13 protein-coding genes are annotated in these 21,482 nt (G+C 37.4%); 5 read left to right on the plus strand and 8 right to left on the minus strand.

What is annotated here, in order from left to right; genetic code table 11:
- Positions 1-17 precede the first annotated feature (17 nt).
- The 5 genes from JMA43_RS06455 to pgl all read left to right on the plus strand — a co-directional run bounded on the left by JMA43_RS06455 (position 18) and on the right by pgl (position 5,468).
- The gene (locus tag JMA43_RS06455; RefSeq protein ID WP_342155637.1) at positions 18-1,118 is read left to right on the plus strand and encodes a formylglycine-generating enzyme family protein; all 1,101 of its coding nucleotides are present in this window, start codon (positions 18-20) and stop codon (positions 1,116-1,118) included.
- Between the two features lie 204 nt (positions 1,119-1,322).
- On the plus strand, positions 1,323-1,787 hold the full coding sequence (locus JMA43_RS06460; protein ID WP_342155639.1) for an RpiB/LacA/LacB family sugar-phosphate isomerase: 465 nt from the start codon (positions 1,323-1,325) through the stop codon (positions 1,785-1,787).
- A 12-nt stretch (positions 1,788-1,799) separates the two neighbouring features.
- On the plus strand, positions 1,800-3,200 hold the full coding sequence (gndA, locus tag JMA43_RS06465; protein ID WP_342155640.1) for an NADP-dependent phosphogluconate dehydrogenase: 1,401 nt from the start codon (positions 1,800-1,802) through the stop codon (positions 3,198-3,200).
- 27 nt (positions 3,201-3,227) lie between these two features.
- Complete coding sequence (zwf, locus tag JMA43_RS06470; RefSeq protein WP_342155641.1) at positions 3,228-4,742, plus strand: glucose-6-phosphate dehydrogenase; 1,515 nt, start codon at positions 3,228-3,230, stop codon at positions 4,740-4,742.
- On the plus strand, positions 4,743-5,468 hold the full coding sequence (gene pgl / locus JMA43_RS06475) for a 6-phosphogluconolactonase (protein ID WP_342155642.1): 726 nt from the start codon (positions 4,743-4,745) through the stop codon (positions 5,466-5,468). It abuts the gene before it with no gap.
- A 353-nt stretch (positions 5,469-5,821) separates the two neighbouring features.
- On the opposite strand, the gene JMA43_RS06480 is transcribed toward pgl, so the two are convergent.
- From JMA43_RS06480 to JMA43_RS06515, 8 genes are all read right to left on the minus strand, one after another.
- On the minus strand, positions 5,822-7,318 hold the full coding sequence (locus JMA43_RS06480) for an alpha-L-fucosidase (RefSeq protein ID WP_342155644.1): 1,497 nt from the start codon (positions 7,316-7,318) through the stop codon (positions 5,822-5,824).
- A gap of 7 nt (positions 7,319-7,325) precedes the next feature.
- On the minus strand, positions 7,326-9,569 hold the full coding sequence (locus JMA43_RS06485) for a glycoside hydrolase family 3 C-terminal domain-containing protein (RefSeq protein ID WP_342155645.1): 2,244 nt from the start codon (positions 9,567-9,569) through the stop codon (positions 7,326-7,328).
- Positions 9,570-9,580: 11 nt separating this feature from the next.
- A complete protein-coding gene (locus tag JMA43_RS06490; protein WP_342155646.1) occupies positions 9,581-11,749 on the minus strand; it encodes a glycoside hydrolase family 3 C-terminal domain-containing protein in 2,169 nt (722 codons plus the stop codon).
- Positions 11,750-11,752: 3 nt separating this feature from the next.
- The gene (locus JMA43_RS06495; RefSeq protein ID WP_342155648.1) at positions 11,753-13,756 is read right to left on the minus strand and encodes a glycoside hydrolase family 97 protein; all 2,004 of its coding nucleotides are present in this window, start codon (positions 13,754-13,756) and stop codon (positions 11,753-11,755) included.
- An 84-nt stretch (positions 13,757-13,840) separates the two neighbouring features.
- On the minus strand, positions 13,841-16,231 hold the full coding sequence (locus JMA43_RS06500; RefSeq protein ID WP_342155650.1) for a glycoside hydrolase family 31 protein: 2,391 nt from the start codon (positions 16,229-16,231) through the stop codon (positions 13,841-13,843).
- Between the two features lie 53 nt (positions 16,232-16,284).
- The gene (gene galB, locus JMA43_RS06505) at positions 16,285-18,774 is read right to left on the minus strand and encodes a beta-galactosidase GalB (RefSeq protein WP_342155652.1); all 2,490 of its coding nucleotides are present in this window, start codon (positions 18,772-18,774) and stop codon (positions 16,285-16,287) included.
- A 102-nt stretch (positions 18,775-18,876) separates the two neighbouring features.
- A complete protein-coding gene (locus JMA43_RS06510; protein WP_342155654.1) occupies positions 18,877-19,794 on the minus strand; it encodes a hypothetical protein in 918 nt (305 codons plus the stop codon).
- Between the two features lie 24 nt (positions 19,795-19,818).
- Positions 19,819-21,402: a RagB/SusD family nutrient uptake outer membrane protein gene (locus tag JMA43_RS06515; protein WP_342155655.1), complete on the minus strand. Its 1,584-nt coding sequence runs from the start codon at positions 21,400-21,402 to the stop codon at positions 19,819-19,821.
- Between the last annotated feature and the right edge of the window lie 80 nt (positions 21,403-21,482).

Here is a 21,482-nt window from a genome sequence, read left to right on the forward strand (position 1 = left end):
GAAAATAAAAAAGAATAATGAATATAATTCGTATCGCAACAATTTGCTCCATTGGGCTGATTTTTTCTCAATGTAAAGAAAATAAAAACTCCGCTTCAGAAAGTATCAATAGTACCGAAATCGCTTCTGTTACTACTGAAAAACCATCGGATGTAAAAACTCCAGAAGGAATGGTTTGGATTCCTGGCGGAAGTTATACCCAAGGTGCTAGAAACGATGACGAATTTGCTTTAAACCACGAAAGACCCGCTCACCCAGTAAAAGTTGATGGTTTTTTTATGGATATTACAGAAGTTACCAACGACCAATTTGCAAAATTCATTGAAGAAACTGGATATGTTACGGTTGCCGAAAGAGCTATCGATTGGGAAGAAATAAAAAAACAAGTACCTCCAGGAACTCCAAGACCACACGATTCTATCTTACAACCTGGTTCGCTTATCTTCAAAAAAACAAAAACAAGCGTTCCTAATTTATATGATTTTTCACAATGGTGGGAATGGAAAATCGGGGCAGATTGGAAACATCCAAAAGGGCCAGACACTTCCATCGAAGGTAAAGGAAACTACCCAGTGGTGCACATTGCTTATGAAGATGCAATTGCCTATTGCAAATGGGCTGGTAGACGTTTGCCTACGGAAGCAGAATGGGAATTGGCTGCGCATGCTGGTTCAACAAATACCATGTACACCTGGGGCGACGAAAAAGACAAACTTGTTTCGCAAGCGAATACTTGGAATGGAGAATTCCCTACCACAAACGATAAAGCCGATGGCTACGAAAACAAAGCTCCTGTAAAATCGTTTCCTCCAAATGCATACGGACTTTATGAAATTTCAGGAAATGTTTGGGAGTGGACGCAAGATTGGTACAATGTAAATTATTACAACGAAATGCTTCAAAAAGGAGAAGTTCAAAATCCAAAAGGAGCTACCAAAGCATACAACCCGAACAATCCGTACGTTCAAGAAAAAGTTATCAAAGGAGGTTCATTTTTATGTAGCGAGTCGTATTGCTCGAGCTATCGTATTTCAGCAAGAATGGCAACTGCACTAGACTCTGGCCAAGAGCACCTTGGTTTTAGAACTGTTGCTACTCCAGAGATGCTAAAAAAATAAAATCTTAAGAAAAAGATTCATAATAAAAACATACAAAAAGCTATAAAATTAATCCATTTTATAGCTTTTTGCATTAATTACCTTACACCAAACTTTATAGAATTCACTATTTGGTTAAACTATCGTTATATAAATAAATAAAATTACGCTAATCATTCAGAATTACTTAATTTTATACTTTCTAAACCTTTATAGCTTCATAGTTTGAAAATAGGAATTACAGCCGATCATGCAGGATTTGAAAAGAAGGAAGAATTAAAAAAACTTTTAAAAGAACATTCATACACTTTTGAAGATTTTGGTGCTTTCACTTTTGATGCAAACGACGACTATTCTGATATTATCATTCCGTTAGCAAAAGCTATTTCCGAAGGAAAAATAAAAAAAGGAATTGCAATCTGCGGAAGCGGTGTAGGAGTTTCTATTGCTGCCAATAAGTTCCCTGGCGTACGCGCCACTTTAATTACCGAAAATTACTCGGCTCATCAAGGTGTTGAACACGACGACATGAACCTCATGTGTCTTGGTGGTAGAGTAATTGGGTCGGCACTTATTTGGGAACTAACAGAAACTTTTTTACAAGCAAATTTTCAAAACGAAGAGCGCTTTCAAAGAAGATTAAACAAGGTTTTAGAAATTGAAAAAAACAACTTTAAAGAAATAAATTAACAATAGTAGGTTATGGAGAATTTTGATTTTGGTATGGTTGGTCTTGGTGTCATGGGAAGAAACTTGCTGCTCAATATGGCAGATCACGGTTTCTCGGTTGCTGGATTAGACCTTGATGCTGAAAAAGCTGCTTCCTTAGAAAATGAAGCCAACGAAAAACATACAATTAAAGGAACTACAGATACAAAAGAATTTGTTCAACTGATAAAAAAACCAAGAGCTATCATGCTATTGGTTCCAGCAGGAAAACCTGTTGACAGCGTTATCAACTCGCTATTACCTCATCTAGAAGAAGGCGATATTGTTGTAGATGGTGGAAACTCGTTTTTTGAAGATACTAATCGCCGTGTAGAAACTCTCAACGCAAAAGGTATAAATTACTTCGGAATGGGAATTTCTGGTGGAGAGAAAGGAGCGCGTTTCGGACCGAGTATGATGCCAGGCGGAAATGAAAATGCATACGAAAGATTACGTCCTATTTTTGAAGCTGTAGCTGCAAAAGTTGATGGCGAACCTTGTGTAACGTATCTTGGAAGTGGTTCTACAGGAAACTACGTAAAAATGGTGCATAACGGAATTGAATATGCCATTATGCAACTTATTGCTGAAACCTACGATGTTTTAAAAAGAGGTTTCCAATTTAACGATAACGAATTACAAGAAGTTTTTGAGTCGTGGAACCAATCGGAACTACACTCCTACCTCATCGAAATTACTGCGGATATTCTTAAAAAAGAAGACGACCTTACCGGAAAACGTTTGGTAAGTTTAATTTCGGATACTGCAAAGTCTAAAGGAACAGGAAAATGGACTTCACAAAATGCAATGGATATCCAAGCGCCAGTTCCGTCAATCGACTTGGCAGTAACTATGCGCGACATTTCTAAATACAAAGAAGAGCGTGTAACAGCTTCAAAACTATATCCTTGGAGTGATGCTAGCAATACCGACAAGGCAAGTATTGTTGCTACATTTAAAGATGCTTTTTACTTTACCATGGTAACAATTTATGCGCAAGGAATGGCACAACTTACCATTGCTTCTGCTGAGTTTGACTACGGATTAAACCTTGAAGAGGTTGCTAAAATTTGGCGTGGCGGATGCATCATCCGTGCGAAAGTTTTAGAAGATTTCAGAAAAGCATACAAAGCAAACACAGCACTTCCTAATTTATTGTTAGACAGCAATATTGCATCTACGTTAAATACGCAACAAAAAGCGGTTAGAGAAGTTGTAAAAACAGGTATAGACAAAGGAATTCCGATGGCTGTATTTAGCGCTACGCTTGCTTATTTTGACGCTTACAGAAGTGAAACGCTTCCTACAAATTTAATTCAAGCACAAAGAGATTATTTTGGAGCTCATAAATACGAACGTATCGATAAAGAAGGTATTTTTCATACCGAATGGTAACCTTTTTGAAAAAATAAAAAAGAACTGATGAAAACAAATAAAAAGGCAACCCCAACAATTATTGTAATTTTTGGAGGAACAGGAGATCTCGCAAAGCGAAAACTTATTCCTGCATTTTACAATTTATTTATCGAAAACTGGATGCCTGAAAATTTTGCAATTTACGGGCTTGGAAGAACCGAATTGAACGACGACCAATACCGTGAAAATCTTTACGAAGGTTTAGCAGAATTTTCTAGAAGTGGTGTTCCGAATGAAGAGCAATGGAATAAGTTTAAAGAATCGTTACATTATTTTCCTTCAAACATTAACGACGAAGCTTCTTATAAAGAGCTTCTCAAAAAAATTGATGAGAAAGACGATGCTTGGGATGTTCGCTCCAACAGATTGTTCTACCTATCGGTTTCGCCTCGATTTATCGAAACTTCAACAAAAAACATAAGTAGTTCTGGCTTGGCAAGCGATAAAACTAAAGATAGAATTATTGTTGAAAAACCTTTTGGATACGATAAAGCATCGGCAGTTGAGCTCAATAAAATGCTTACGCAAACTTTTGATGAAGAACAGATTTTTAGAATCGATCACTATTTAGGGAAAGAAACTGTTCAGAATATTTTGGCTTTTCGTTTTGCAAATACGTTGTTTGAGCCACTTTGGAATAGAAACTACATCGACTCTGTACAAATCACTGTTGCTGAAGAAGTTGGAGTTGAAGACCGCGGAGGTTATTACGAAGGTGCTGGTGCGCTTAGAGATATGATTCAGAACCACTTGCTACAAATACTTTGTATGGTAGCAATGGAGCCACCTGCTTCATTTGATGCTGAAGAAATTCGAAATAGAAAGTACGATGCTTTAAAAGCTATCCGAAGAATAAAACCAGATGAAGTACATCATTACGCAGTTCGAGGACAATATGGCGCAGGATGGATAAAAGGCGAAAAAGTACCTGGATATAGAGAAGAAAATGGTGTCGATAAAAACTCGAATACCGAAACTTTTACGGCTATTAAGTTTTATCTCGATAATTGGAGATGGCAAAACGTTCCGTTTTATTTAAGAACGGGAAAACGTATGCAAGAAAAAACTTCTTCCATCACTATTCAATTTAAACCTGTTCCGCACGCTTCGTTTCCAGCAACGCAAGTGGATAGTATCAAACCAAATAGATTGACAATTAATATCCAACCGCAAATGGATATTAGACTTCGTTTCATGACCAAAAGAACTGGTTTAGAAATGAATTTGAATCCTTCGGAAATGATTTTCGATTACGATACGGGATCGAAACAAACTCCAGAAGCTTACGAAACTTTATTGCTCGATGCGATGGTTGGAGATACCACTTTATTTATGAGATCCGACCAAATTGAAGAGGCTTGGGATGTTATTTCAACCATTCAAGAAGCGTGGGAAAATAGAGATTCTCTAGACTTTCCAGATTATCCAGCAGGAAGTTGGGGACCAGAAACTGCGGAAGCCCTTATTGCAAGACAAGGACATGTGTGGGCTGTTAACAAACATACAAAAGACAAAAAATAAATGATTCAAGTTTTTGAAAATACAGATAATTTAAACACGCAATTAGCCGACCTTTTTGTCGAAAAAGCTACCGAAGCTATTCAGCAGAAAGATTCGTTTACAGTAGCCCTTACGGGAGGTTCTTCTCCTGCGGGATTACATCGTTTACTAGCTTCTGATGCGTATAAAAGTAAAGTTGATTGGAACAAAGTGTTTGTTTTTTGGGGTGATGAGCGTTGGGTTCCTCTAGATGACGAAAAGAGTAACGCAGGTGCTGCGATGAAAGATTTTTTAAACCATATTCCTATTCCGAAGGAAAATATCTTCCCGATGTGGAAAAAAGATGTTTCTCCTGAAGCTTACGCAAAAGAATATGAAGCTATTTTAGAAAATCATTTAGAGTTGGGAGATCGATTCGACTTAATTATTTTAGGAATGGGAGACGATGGGCATACGGCATCTTTATTTCCAAATCAAGAAATCATCTTGAAAGAAACCGAAAAAAAGGTGGCTGCTTATTTTTTAGCGCCACAAGATATGTACCGTATTACGCTTACTGCTCCACTTATTAACAAAGCCAAACAAATTGTTTTTATTGTATTTGGAGACAAAAAATCGAATGCTTTATATGAAGTTATCGAAGGTGAACGCAATAGCAACCAATACCCGTCGCAACTTATTAATGCTGAAAACGGAAATGTAACTTGGATGGTAGATAAGGCTGCCGCAAGTAAGTTGAGTTTATAATATAAGAAAGCTGCCTGAATATTTAATATTCGTCAAACTGAGCTTGACTCAGTTTCTCATTAAACAAAGAATTTATTGAGAAACCGAATTAAATTTAGAATGACACTTTTTAAATATAATTAGGCAGCTTTTTTTGTCTTCATTTCATTTTTGTCTTGACACAAAAACGAAACAAAAAAGTCAAGACTGATTAAAAAAGTAAAAAAAATCTACGGAACCATCTTTCACAGATTAAAAGAACTCGCTTCGCTCAAACAGCTTTTAATCTCTCACCCCTACTTCTTCCTTGATTTTAAATACTTTTTTAAATAGGTCATTTTTTTAAACTTTAAAGTTTTAAGAGAAGTAGATTTCTACTTCATTTCAATCTTGATAACAAAAGCTTTATCATCTACAAGTTTAGATGGTGTTTTAACGTGTAGTCCTTCTGTATCTTTCTTAAATTCAATTTCTGAATCGGAACCTAAAATCGATAACTTTTCGATTTGTAAATTTTGATATTTAGGCGAATTAAAAGCTGTTAAATCAACCCAAGTATTTTCACCTGGCCATCCTAAAACAATTGCGTAGACTGTATTTCCATTTCGAGTGTAACGAATGTCTTTTTCGGTATACGAAAGCTTATCTAAAAACATCCCTGATTTTTCTTGCTTTGTTGGCCCTTCACCAAAAACATCCCAAGTTCGACTACTATAAATGGCTTCTCCGTTAATCTTTAACCAATCTCCTATTTGCAATAAAATTTCTTGTTGATCCAAAGGAATTTCACCATCTGGTTTTGGCGAAACATTTAGCATTAAAGCTCCGTTTTTACTCACAATATCTGCCAATAAATCTATAATCTCGTTAGCCGATTTTAACCCTAAAGTATTTGTAAAACTCCAACTTCCTACAGAAACAGTTTCGTCGGTAAGCCAAAACTCCGAAGTTTTTTTGTTCATTCTTCCTTTTTCAAAATCTTCTACACTTACAGATTTGGGTAGTTCTCCCTCTTTATGAGTTATTACAACTTGTTTGTTTTCCTTTACTGAATTATTAAAATAATACGCAGTAAATTCTTGTTTGTATTGCTCAGGAATTTTGGTGAGTTTACTATCAAAATAAATTAAATCTGGGCTGTAATTATCAATAACTTCTTTAAGCTCTCCCATCCAATTTTGATAGAATTTTTCAGGAGTAATATTTCCATACATTATACTCAACTCTGGATCTTCAGATGAAGTTGGCATATCTGGATTGTACGGAAAATACGAAGTATCATCTAACCATTTTGTAGAATCTTTCTGAAAAATTTGAAGATTTCTAGCCTTATGAAAAGATGTTACAAACTTCATATCTTCAGCTTTAATAGCCTTTTCGAGTTCGCCAACAATATCTTTATGAGGTCCTTTATCGAACGAATTCCACGGATTGATGCTACTTTTCCAGTTTGACCATCCATCGTGATGCTCGGCTACAATCCCTCCAAACTTCGCTCCTGCCTTTTTAAAAAGAGAAGCCCATTGTTGCGCGTCAAATTTTTCAGCAGTAAACATCGGTACAAAATCATGATAACCAAATTCCTTTGGTTCTCCATAAGTTTCAACATGATGTTTGTATTCGTTGGTACCTACAATGTGCATATTTCTAGGATACCAATCGTTGGCATACGAAGGCACAGAAAGCACTCCCCAATGCGCGTAAATTCCGAATTTAGCATTTTTAAACCATTCAGCAGTTTCATCGTATTTAGCAAGCGAATCCCAATTGGCTTCATACACTTTAGCTTCAGCTTTGGGTGTTGCCTTTTTTTCTGAACAGGCTGTAAGTATTACAAATGCTGCTATGAATAATAGATTGCGTTTTATCATTATAAAATTATTCAATAGTTATAGTTACTTCTTGAGTGATATTTCTACTAGAATTTCCTAATTTGAAAGTGTAGTTTCCTTTTTCAACTACCCAACCTTTACTAGTTTCATCGTAATAAGCAAGTTCTTTTACTGGCACTTGAATATTAACTTTTTCGGTATTTCCTGCTGAAACCAACACTTTATCAAAACCTTTTAATTCTTTAGCAGCACGTTCAATAGCTGAATCTGTTTTAGAAACATACAACTGAACGACTTCTTTTCCGTCAACTTTTCCTGTATTTGAAACATCTACAGAAACAGTAATAATTTCATTTTCTTTATATGAATTTTTATCTGCTTTAGCATTTTTCAATTCAAAAGAAGTATACGACAACCCATAACCAAAAGGATAAAGCGGTGCAATGTTTTTGGTATCAAACCAACGATACCCAATTAAAATCCCTTCGTTATAAGTAACCGATTCCCCACCAGGGAAACTGTTGGTAGCGTGCGCAGGCGAATCTGCTAATTGCTTAGGCATTGTCCAAGGTAATTTTCCTGAAGGATTTACAGTTCCCAACAACACATCAACAAGTGCATTTCCACCTTCAGACCCGTTGTACCAACTCCAAACAATGGTAGCGTTTTCTCTTTCTATTTCATTGATATTATACGGTGCCCCTGCAATAAAAACTACAATTGTTTTAGGATTGGCAGCTTTTACAGCGGCAATAAGTTTTTCTTGTCCGAATGGTAAACTAAGGTCAAGTCGGTCGCTTGCTTCTGTTTCATAATCGCGGTTTGCTCCTACAAACAGCACAGCCACATCTGAGTTTTTCGCAGCTGCTACTGCTTCTGCAACCATTTCAGGGTCCAAATCTGTTACTGTTTCTTTAGCCTCTTGCGTTACATCTCCAAACTTCATTTCTCTTTTAGGCTTAAATAAAGTTTTATAACCTTCGGCATAATTTACTGTAACCGACTGTGGTAATTTGGCAGTCAATGCTTCAAAAGGAGTTACTTCACGCTTTGTTTTTACTCCAGCTCCAAAACCTCCTTGCGCATGTTTTGCCTTTGCATTGGCTCCGATTACAGCAATACTTTTAACTTCTTCAGTATTAATTGGCAATAAACTTTCAGTATTTTTTAAAAGTACTACCGATTCCGCAGCAATTTTATATGCATCTTGATAATGTGCTTCAGTAGCTATGCTTCCTTCAGCTCGGCTGTTGGTATTCCCCATTGCCTTTACATTAAACATCAGTTTTAAAATTCTCTTTGCATGTTTTTCAACTTCAGCTTCAGAAACAGTCCCTTCCTTTACAGCTTCAATTAAAGGATTGGCAAACCAGAATTCGTCAAACGAAGGCGCATTGGTTCCCATTTCTAAATCTGTTCCTGCCTCAAGTGCTTTTTTAGTAGTGTGAACAGCGTCCCAATCTGAAATCACAACACCTTTAAAACCCCATTCATCTCTTAAAACATCTTGAAGCATATAAGGATTTTCGCATAAATAATCTCCTCGGAATTTATTGTAAGCTCCCATTACACTGTATGCGTTGGCTTTTACAACAGCATCGTGAAAAGCTGGAAGGTAAATTTCGCGTAGCGTACGGTCGTCCATAAGTACATCTACTGTACCACGATTTGTTTCTTGATTATTGGCTGCGTAATGTTTTATACAAGCCGCTACGTCATTTTCTTGAACCCCTACTACATAAGGAACAATAAGTGTTTTGTTAAGAAAAGGATCTTCGGTCATGTACTCATAGGTACGACCTCCAAGCGGAGTTCTAATAATATTGAAAGCAGGAGCAAGTAAAACATCTTTATCACGAGCACGAGCTTCTTCTCCAATACTTCTACCAAAAGTATGTGCAAGCTCTGGACTCCAAGCTGCTGAAAGTCCGGCACCAGCAGGATAATAGGTTGCAAAATCGTTATCCAACCCAAGTGGTGCCCAACTCATACGCTGAAGTTCCTCACGAATTCCTAAAGGTCCGTCTGCCATATGAAGTTCTGGTACACCAAGGCGTTCCACTCCTTCATTTGTAAACATCGTGTATCCGTGTAACAATCCTACTTTTTCTTCCAATGTCATCTGCCCAACAATCGAATCGATTTTCGCATCATATTCATCCGTCATTGGAGTACCTGCATAAGCCTCGATTGTTTCCGTAGAAACAGCAACATCTGCAGTTTTATCTTCTTTACATGACACTAAAGAAAGTATCAATGCAGCCGAAAGGCATAAAATTTTATTATTCATAAATACGTATATTATTCTTTTATCGAAATCTGTTTTTTAAGTACCGTAGCATCCGAAGCGCCACCAACCAAAATTTCTATTTGTTCTGGCTCGAGTTCAAAACGCTGCTTTTCGGTATTCCAATACTCAAGGTCTTTTGCTCTTAGTGTTAGCGAGACTGTTTTAGTTTCTCCCTTACTTATTTCAACTCTTTTAAAAGCTTTTAATTCTTGAATTGGACGCTCAATTTTGGAGTTGAGATGTTTTACATAAAGCTGAATCACTTCTTCCCCATCTCTATCTCCTGTATTGCTAACCGTTACTTTTACGGCTATTTCTTCATCTTTAGCAAAAGTTTCACTGCTGATGTCAATCTTATCATAAGAAAAAGAAGTATAACTTAATCCGTGTCCGAAAGCATATAAAGGCGTTCCTTGAAAATACATATATGTTCTTCCGTTTCGGATATTATAATCCATTAAATCTGGAAGATCGGTTATATCCTTCACCCAAGTTTGTGTTAGTCTTCCTGCCGGATTGTAATCGCCAAACAACACATCTGCTAAACCATTTCCTGTTTCCTGACTATTATGTGTAATATGTACTATCGCTGGAACGTTCGTTTGTGTCCAATTGATTGCATACGGAAAACTACTCTGCAACACAACCACGGTATTCGGGTTGCTTTGGTGTACAACTTTAATTAAATCTTCTTGTTCTAAAGTTATTGCCTGCCTGTCTACAGCTTCTTTTCCGTTGCTAGGCACTGGGCAATCTGCCCAACCAGCATCGCAATAGGGATGATTTCCTACAACAACGATTACTACATCGGCTTCCGAAGCTATTTTTACAGCCTTCCCGTCAGCGTTATTTTTGGCGTAGGTTACCTCAATATTTTCTCCTGCTTTTGCTTTTATTCCTTGTAACGGACTCACCTTGTATGGCGGAGTTCCGCTGTACCAGTCTAAATACACATCGTCTGCATACTGCCCAATAACGGCAACTTTCTTAATGTTATTTTTGTTAAGAGGAAGTAATTGCTTGGCTGGATCATTCTTTAAAAGCACAATTGATTTTCGAGTCGCTTCCAAGGCTAGTTGCTTATGACTTTCTGTCAACCATGGATCTTCAGTGTCTGTATCAAGTCCGATTTTAGCATACGGATTATTGGCTGAAGCATCAAGCATTCCCAACTTTATCATCACGCGGTAATTACCTCTTAATACTTCATCAATATCATTTTCAGAAAGATATCCATTAGAAATTGCTCCATATACAGCTTCGGTAAATTCATCTAAAAACTGATTAATCCCCGCTTTTATCGTAGCTGCAGCGCCTAAAAATTTGTCCTCGTAATATTTATGGTCTGAAAGTAACAATTTAAAAGCGCCACCATCGGTACAAATAATTCCGTTTTGCCCCCATTCTTTAACTGTAATGTCTTTCAGCATGGGGTGAACCATTGCTGGGATACCATTTACCTTGTTATATGCAGCCATATAAGCACGCGAACCTCCTTCAATAATTCCCATTCTAAAAGGAACTGAGTAATATTCACGCCATAAACGCTCATCAAAATCAGACGAAGTATAAGTACGACCATCTTCATTGCTATTGGCTAGAAAGTGCTTCATAAGCGAAGCCGTTTGCCAATAGTTTTTGTTATTGCCTTGTAAACCTTTTACAAAGGCAACAGTCATCATCCCGTTAAAAAAAGCATCTTCTCCGAAACTTTCTTCGGTACGTCCCCATCTTGGGTCTCTTGCCAAATCGGCATTTGGTGCGCGTACTACCAAACCACCACGGTTGTAATGCTGAAAAGCATAACGTGTTTCTAGGGCCTCTACAGCGGCAACTTTCTGAAGCAATTCGGTGTCCCAAGTTTCTCCAAGACCATAAGCCTGAGGAAAAGTTGTAGTAAGCAAAGGCTCTTTTCCCTTACCTCCCCACTGTGCAGGTCCGCCCAATGCGAGCCCGTGAAGACCTTCCACATGCCCGGTGCCTTTAACGTCTAAACGTAGCACCGAAGGGTTGGTGCTTAACGCCTGAATTTTTTCATCCAATGACATTAGCGACAGCAAATTATCAATACGCTTTTCGGTATCCAAATTAGGATTTTGAAAAGGGTATTGATAACCTTTTTGCTGTGCTACTAATGGTATTGTTAATAGTATTAAAAAGTAAAAACAATACTTCTTCATGCTTTATAATTTTTTAAACCTAATAGCTGCACCTCCAGAGGCACCAAGTTTTAAGTTTAGCTTATCTGAAGCTTTTACTTCTTTTGTAGAAATTGCAATTGCTACTGGATTGTGAGTTTCATCGGTTCCTTCAGCATCCGCATAAATCTCTGCTTCGTAAGTAGCTCCTTCATCTAAAAATGATAAAGAAATTTCGAAATCTCTAGCTTTTTCATTTGTCAAACTTCCTAAATACCAATCGTCGCTATCGATATCTTTACGAACAGTTGTGATATATTCTCCTATTTCTCCGTTAAGCACTTTAGTATCTTCCCAATTTGTAGGCACTTCATGTAAAAACTTAAATGCAGGTTGCCCTTCGTAATTTTCTGGTAAATCTGCCAACATTTGAATTGGTGAAAATATAGTAACCAATAAGGCTAATTGTTTTGCTGCAGTACTGTGTACACGCCTTCCTGGGTATCCTTGTTTTACTTCTACATCTAAAATTCCAGCAGTAAAATCCATCGGTCCAGAAAGTAACCTTGTATATGGCAAAGTGGCTGTGTAACTTGGCGGGTTTCCATCGCTCCATGCGTTGTATTCTTGTCCACGTGCACCTTCTCTCGCCATCATGTTTGGAAAAGTTCTACGTTCTCCAGTATCTTTAATTGGCTCATGGTACAATACAGTTAAGTGGTATTCTGCTGCTTTCTCTAAAACATATCTAAAATAATTCACTCCAAACTGACCGTGGTGCCATTCTTTCATTTTTAACAACGAACCTACATGACCGATTTTCACATCGTGAATACCTACTTTATTGTACAATGCAAATGCACTGTCGATTTGTTGTAAATAGTTATTGATGTTTGAACCAGTTTCATGATATCCTATAATTCTAACATTGTGCTCTTTTGCATAATCGGTAACAGCTTCTAAATCAAAATTATCAGCTTCTTTTGTAAAACTAAATTGGTGCATTGCATTTTTGTACCAATCTGGTGTCCATCCTTTATTCCATCCTTCAATTAAAAGATGGTCGATATCTACTTTTTCAGCAAAATCGATATATTCCTTAGCATGTTGAGTGGTTGCTCCTTGCTTTTCTCCTTCCCAGAAAGTATATTTTCCGATGTGCATAGCCCACCAAACCCCTAAATATTTAAAAGGTTTAATCCAACTTGTGTCTGCAATTTTATTTGGCTCGTTTAAGTTTAAAATTAAATACGAAGTGATTAAATCGGTTGGCTTTTCTCCAATTTGAATCGTTCTCCACGGTGTTGTAAATGATTTTGTAGTACGTACTTTTACACCATCTGCCCACGGCACTAAATCGGTTTTTAAAGTAGTTCCTTCAGTACGTGCTAAAGTTGCACTGGCAAAATCTACCAAATTAGCTTCGTGAAAACTAAGCGACAATCCGTTTTTGCTTTCTATCGTTAAAGGCGTATGCACCGTATCCAACGTACTTACCGGGTCGTTGTTAAACAAATACTCATAACGCTGCTCCCCGTATGCAGGAATCCACCAAGCTTTTCCATCGTCTTTTAAATTAAACGTTGTAAGCTCGTCCATGATAAAAATACTATCCTGAATTCCTTGCTCTGGAAATACATAACGGAAGGCAATCCCGTCATCAAAAGCTCTAAACTCTACATTTAATTTTCGTTTTGCAGCTGCTGTTTCTTGAAGCTCAACAACTAACTCATTATAATTATTTCTAATTTCTTTTTTCTCTCCCCAAACTTGTTCCCAGGTTTCATCAAACTTACGTTCTTTAATTCCAGCTACTTCAAAATTGGTGTGTAACGAGTCTCCATCTTTAAATACAAATCCTAATTTTGATGGATTTAAAACTGTTTTTGTTCCGTGAGAAACACTGTATGTTGGTGTACCGTTTTCCAAAGAAAAAGATATTTTATTCACTCCCTCTGGAGATGATACATCATACTGAGTTGGCTGCTCTTTCTGGCAAGCAAAGCTTATTAAAGCTACTGCCGATGCGATTAAATGTTTAGGTTTCATTATGTTTGTTTTAGTATTGCAAAGCTTAACAAACACCCTCTCAAAATCATTTCAAAAGGGTATTTACTGTCGCTGTTAGTATTATTATTTTATGCTGAAAGATGTTTTTCCTTGTAACGGATTTCCTTTCAGATTATAGTTTGTTCCTTCTTTCACCACTTCTACAGTTTCTATTTTCTCTCCCTCCGGAAGATACACAAGCCCGCTAGCAGTAGTAGTTTCAGCAGAAGCATATACTTTTAAAGTAATGTTGCTCCAATCCATTTCTTTGGTAGATTGCGCTAGTTTGATATGAGGAATCACTGTTCCGTTTTTCACCAATGCAATAATTGGAATATCTCCCGCTTCTATATGGTGCCATCCACCTTCGTAAGTTTTTCCTGTTTGGTAATCTACCCAAGTTCCTTTTGGTAAATACACATCTCTCGAAGTACCGTTTTCAAAAAGTGGCGCTACCAACATACTCGAACCAAAAAGGTATTCGTTATCGACTAACCAAGATCCTGCATCTTCTGGAAATTCAACAAAAAGAGCACGCATCATTGGTAATCCTTTTTCCGAACTCTCTTTTGCTTGCGCGTAGATATATGGCATTAATTCATAACGCATATTATCGGCTTTTCTAAAGGCTTCCAAAAAGTCTTTATTGTACAACCAAGGCTCTGTTGGTGGCTCTCCGTGACTTCTAACATGCGAGGAAAGCATTCCGAAAGGTGTCCATCTGCGGTATAAATCTTCTGGAGATTTGGTTACAAACCCTCCTACATCGTGACTCCAAAAACTAAAACCACTAAGTCCTAACGAAAGTCCACCACGTAAGGTAGCCGACATTGCTGTATTGGTTGTTGCAGCATCTCCACCCCAATGCAATGGGTAACGCTGACTTCCTGCCCAAGTACTTCGCGCCCAAATAAGTGTATAGCCTTTCTCCTTTTTAGTGATTTCGGCAACTGCTTTGTTATAACGAAGTGGGTATAAATTATGCTCATAAAAACCTGTCCTTCCTGAATGATAAATTCCGTTTGCAGGCGCTGCTTCACCAAAATCTACTTTAAAAACACTTACGCCCAAATCGAATAAGTTTTTTAATTTGTTTTGGTACCAAGCAACTGTTTCTGGATTTGAAAAATCGAGCACTGCATCTTCATACGGAAGATTTCCTTTGCGGTCTTTCACTGCCAATCCATTATCTACAATCTCGTTAAACAAGGTGTTTTTTGGAGTGAAATATGGTAATTGCCACAGACAAACTTCAAACCCTTCGTCTTTTAAATCTGAAAGCATTTTCTTCGGATTGTCAAATCTATCAGAAGCAAACTCATAGTTGTTGCGCCAATCTACATCAAACCAACCTGTATCAAAATGGATAACATCACTAGGGATTTTATTTTTACGCAACTCCTTAGCAACTTCTCTTCCTTCTTTTTCAGAAAAATAAGTAATTCTACTCATCCAAAAACCAAAAGACCAAAGTGGTGGCATTTCCGACTTTCCTGTAAGATTGGTGTATTCATCTAAAATATCTTTTGGCTCTCCTAAAAAGATAAAAATATCGGCTTCGTCATCGCCAATCATCATTTCATTTGCGCCACTAAAATACTTTCCAAAATCGACCGTAATTGGTGTTGAATGATGCATAAACACTCCGTACCCTCTACTACTCATGTAAAATGGAATTGGCTTATACATAGTTTCGTTTTGTACACCATTGGCATCGTCGGTGTATAAAACCACTTTTTGTCCGCGTTTGTTAAACTGCGTAAACGACTCACCACAACCAAATATTTTTTCGTCTGGTTGCAATGTAAACGCTGCAGAAAAACTTCTTGAATAATCGCTGTTTCTTCGAACATACGAAAATGGTAACACAGGCGTGTAGGTATTGGTAACATCGGTTGTGTGTAAGGTACTTGTTAGCAATTTCCCGTTTTCATCAAATACTTTTACATGCCACGGATTGGTATGAATTTCTACAGTTCCATGCGCACTGGTGTATTTGTGTCCGTCTTTAATTTTAGAATAATTCCATTGATCTGGATTCTGAGGCGCTTGACCGTTAACCAACATTAGCGACTCTTTTTGAGGACTAAATTGCGGTCCTGAGGTCATTTTAATTCGGATTGTTCTATCAGAAATAAACTGAATTTCGAACGGTAAATTTGGTGTCGCCTCGTATTCTGTTGCTGGGAACTCATTGGCAGGAACCGTATCTGGTTTCATCAGCATATTGTTAAAAGCCTGCTTGCTTTGGTATTGGTAACGTTGGTAAGCAACTGTTCCTTTTCCTGTTTTTGGGTCGAAACTCGCTAATTTATCAGCAAAATAAAAAGTGTTTTGATAGTCGTAAAAATACTCGCTCACATCGATTGGAGCATTCAAAACATCCGCATTTTGAATTTGGGCATTACTGTTTTTAGCAGTTCCCAAAAGCAACAATACGCCGAGTGTATATTGAATTAGGTTTAGTTTTTTCATTTATTTAATTTTTCTGAATATCTTCTTCCGAAGAAATTAGTTTATTATAGTTTTTACTGCAACTGAAGCGTAATTGTATTCGACGTTAATCCGTCTGCAGTTACTTTTAATGTTACACTTCCCGCTGTTTTACCAGCCTGAACAACCACCAAACATTTTCCGTTTAAAGCTTTGTGTTGTTTCCCTTTAAACGATTCGTGATTGGTAGGGTCTCCATTGGCAACCGCTACAATTGTGGCATCGCCTGCTTCTACTTCAAACTTTATTAAATTGTTGGCTGTAGGCACAAAATTTCCATCTGCATCCAGGATATCTACCGTAATAAACGATAAATCATCTCCATCTGCTTTTATGGTATTTCTATCGGCAGTAAGCTTTAATTGAGCTGGTTCACTTGCAGTTTTAATCTCACGCTCCAACACAACTTTTCCGTTTTTACGAGAAATTGCTTTTAATGTTCCTGCTTCAAATGGAACACGCCACATAATATGTAAATCTTCTCCTTCTTTTTGTTTTGTTCCGAGGGACTTTCCGTTTAAGAAAAGTTCAACCTCATCGGCATTGTTATAATATGCCCAAACATCTATAAGTTGCCCTTGTTCCCAATTCCAATGTGGTAATAAATGTAGTACTGGCTCGTTTGTCCATTCACTTTTGTACATATAATACACGTCTTTTGGGAAACCTGCCAAGTCTACAATTCCGAAGTAAGAACTTCTTGAAGGCCAAACATAAGGAGTTGGTTCTCCTAAATAATCGAACCCTGTCCAGATATAAAATCCAGATAAATAATCGTTTCTTTTAATAATTTTCCAAGTGGTTTCGTGTAACGATCCCCATGGAGTTCTTACTTGGTCGTAGGCAGAAACTGTATTATCGGCATTTCCTTCAGTAAACAATTTATCCCAACGAACTGGCCATATTTTGGTAGTATCTGAAGGAAAATCGTAATGTCCACGAGTTTGTAAGCCCGAAGTCGTTTCGGTAGCAATAAATGGAGTATTCGGGAAATTCTTTTGGTGGTCTTCATACGTTTGATGCGCATAATTATACCCAATAATATCTAGAGCTCCCGACCCTGCCAACGCATTTGGTTGTGCCGCAGTTTCTTCAAATTGAAGTGTAACTTCTTTATTTTGAATGTGAATTGGAGGATTCATCGCTGCAGTTACCAAGCGCGTAGTATCTAAGCTTTTTACAATTTTAGATAATTCGCGACCTATTTCTGCACCACGCTCACTCCATTGCTCTGGAATTTCATTTCCGATGCTCCACATAAAAATACTCGCATGATTACGATCTCTTAGAATTTGGTCTTCCAAATCTTTTTGATGCCAATCATCCCAATCGTTTCCATAATCAAAAGGATTTTTGTTTTTTTCCCAAATGTCAAAAGCTTCGTCCATAACAATAAAGCCCATTTGGTCGCATAAATCTAAAAGCTCTGGTGCTGGCGGATTGTGCGCTGTACGAATACCGTTTACGCCCATTTCTTTCATGATTTCCAACTGACGTTGAATAGCTCTTGTGTTTACAGCAGCTCCCAAAGGTCCTAAATCGTGATGCAAACAAACTCCTTTAATTTTTACTTGCGTTCCGTTTAAGATGAATCCTTTTTCCAAATCAAACTTAAAACTTCTAATTCCGAAGGAAGTATGGTACGTATCTACCAACTGCTCGCCTACATATATTTTGGTTTCTGTATTATAAAGAGTTGGCGAAACATCCGACCAAAGTTTAGGGTTTTCAACCGTTAATGTTTGGATACTTTTTTGTGTTTTACTTGAATTTACATCGATTTTTTCTTCTGATGTTGCCACCACCGTTTCATCGCTGTAAATTGTTTGCACTATCGATACATTTTCCTGCTGAAGCGTTTCATTCTTCACATCCGTTTCAATGCGAACTGTTGCTTTTTCAGCAGAAACTTGAGGCGTAGTAATGAAAGTTCCCCACTGTGCTACATGAATTTTGTGTGTAGTTTTCAGCCATACATTTCTGTAAATTCCAGATCCTGAATACCATCTAGAATTCGGCTGATTTTTATTGTTCACCCTTACAATAATTTCGTTCGTTTTATCTCCAAAATTTACATACGGTGTAATGTCGTACTCAAAACCAACATAACCGTTTGGACGGTTTCCTAAATAATGATTATTCACCCAAACATCGCTATAAGAATACACCCCATCAAAAACAATTGAAAGGCGTTTATCTTTATCGTTTTCACTAATTTTAAACGACTTTTTATACCAACCTAAGCCACCAGTAAGGTATGCTCCACCGTGACCTGTTGGACTGTTTTCGTCAAAATCCATTTCGATACTCCAATCGTGTGGCACTTTTACATCTTGCCATTTTGTAGTATTTGAAATAGTGTCGTTGTCCTGCAAACTGTCGTTTAAATGAAACGACCACCCATCGTTAAAACTGACTATTCTACTTTCTGCAATGTTGTCTCCTTGTAATGAAGAATTGCATGCACTGAAAAATCCAATACATGCAACAAATAAAACTAACTTAAAATATGAAGGGATGTTCATGTTTTTGTTGTTAAAAAACTGTCTGAAAAACCATAAAGAATGTCAAGGCTTTGACAAAAAACAAGTTACTTCAGACAGTTTCATATTAATTATGTGTTTAAATTACTCGGCCACCCAATTATCGCTATATTCTTTAGAAATAAAGTTATAAACAAGCATTGCAGCACCGTCGCAACTATCTTTTCTCAGCACTCCAAGTTGCATGGTGTCATCTGTTAGAGAGAAAATTCTAATAGACGACCAACTATCTACACAAGCGTCATTTCCTTGGTTATGTAGCATTTCTGCATTTGTCAAAGTTAAGGTATGTGCATTTGCATCTAGGTAGTAAGTACCGTTTTCTTCACCTAAAGAAGGCATCATTAAATGATTTACACTTACAAACGGACCTCCATCTAAACTAAAAGTCATAGTACCGTAATCTCCAGCTTCCATTAGCCATTGGTTACCTTGCCAATCTGGACTCCAATTCCAACAATCGTCTCCGTAACAACCAGTGCTTCCACCACTCCATTCGTTTCCATCTTCAAGCCATCCGTTATCGGTTCCGTAGAAATACTGTGGTCCAACAAAATATTTAGAAACTCCGTTTTCATCTAAATCTAACACCCAAGTTTTGCTTTCTCCAACACCACCAGAAAGTTTAATCCAAAGTGGATTTTGAACATAGTTAAAATTATCTTCAGTAACAGTAATTGTTACAGGATCTGCTTCTACAACTCCACCCTCGGTCATTGCAGAAAATTTAATAACATATTCCCCAGCAAAAGCAAAGTTAATAGTGTCTATTGCTCTGTTTGATTTTCCTGTACCGTAATCCCAAATAGGAATAATTTCTGGGGTATTACTGGTAAGAATTACAGTATTTCCTCCAGCATCGATACTTAAATCTTGTTCGATTGTAAAGTCTATCTTATCGATAGCTAGCTTCGAACCCATTTCGTACTCATGGTCGTCACAAGAGCTATAGATAAGTCCGATTGCAACTAAAAGAAGACTTAATTTATATATTGTTTTCATGTCTTTAATTTTATAATTTATCGATTACCAACCTGCGTTTTGCTTCAATACTCCGTCTGACAATGTTATTTGCGTATTCGGAATTTGTTGCAGACCATTGGTAGCTTGAATTTTTCCTGCTGAAATAACTTTTGTTGTTTCAATACCGCCGTTAAGTACGGTTGTATTTTCGGCAATTTCTGAAGCTGCTGTACTCACGCCTCTTCTAAGTAAGTCCCAATATCTAATTCCTTCAAAAGCAAACTCTAGTCTTCTTTCTTTATAAATATTAGCTTGTGTTACTGCAACAGACGTAAAGTTTTCACCTAAAGAACGCTCACGAACTTCGTCGAAATATTGCTGTGCATTTGGACTTCCAAGTTCGGCAGCCATTAAAAGTACATCGGCATATCTAATTACAAAATAATCTTGAAACTGACCAATTTGGAAGTTTACAGCTCCGTTTTGCTCGGCTACACTGTTTCCATCTTCGTCAATCATTGGGGTATATTTTTTGTTGTAATACCCTGTATATTCTCTTTGTTTATCTTGATTTTCAAAAGGAATATTATCCTCAGCAACGGCAATAATTGAAGCATCTCTACGAGCATCTCCAGTTGTAAAGGCGTTATACACTTCTGGAGTAGCTGTAACTCCCCAACCTCTTCCGTAAGGATAATAATCAAACTCTCTCATTCCGAAGAATACCATCCAATGGTTTCCGTCTGTATTTCCGTCGTAATCACTAGTGTAAGTGTATTTTACAGAAAACACAACTTCTTTGTTATCTTCTCCTGCATAATCTTCAAGAGATGCTGCTGGCCAAAGCGCACTAAAATCTTCAACCAAACCATGACCACTATTTGCAATTACATCTTCTAAACCAGCTAAAGCTTCAGCTTTTGTTACAACTCCAACTAAATCTGAAGCGCTGTAATAACCTGTATAAAACATATAAACTCTGGCTAACATCGCTTGGGCAGCCCATTTGGTAATTCTTCCACTTTCTACAGAAGTATATGCAGCATTTTCAAGGTTATTTGCTGCAAATTGTAAATCTTCAGCAATAACTTTATAAACATCTTCTGCAGGTGCCTGTGGCACGTTGTCTGTTGTAGGAACTGTAATTAATGGTACGCTTCCAAACAATCTCATAAGGTCGAAATACATATACGCTCTGATGAATCGAGCTTCCGACTCGTATGTATTTCTTAAAGCTGTATCGCCTTCCCAATCTATTTGATCCATTTTTTGTAACAAAGAATTACATCTAAAAATTGCTGCGTAATACTTTGTCCATGTATCGTTAAAGAAATCTACATCTGAAGGTGATCTACTCGGGTCGAACTCATCTAGAGCTTGGTAGCTGTAGGTATCTGAGTTTCCTGTTCCTCCAAAGCAATCGTCGGAAATAACTTCAGAAACTAATGCAAATGGTATTGCCGAAGCTCCCTCTGCAATTTGCATTCCGTCGTAACAACCTACAAGCGCATCATAGGCATCGCTTTTGGTTTTATAAAAATTTTGATCTGTTAGCTCTGTCAACGGCTCGGTGTCTAAGTAATCTTTTGTACACGAACCCAATGTTAACATGGCTATGCTTATGGTAAATATGCTAAGTTTTTTCATGTGTCAATAATTATTGTTTATCAAAAGTCACATGGAACATCCGTTTTACTTCTGAAAGAAATCCTACGGATGTTTCATTG

The organism is Joostella sp. CR20, assembly GCF_038433465.1.
In the GTDB taxonomy this organism is placed as follows: domain Bacteria; phylum Bacteroidota; class Bacteroidia; order Flavobacteriales; family Flavobacteriaceae; genus Galbibacter.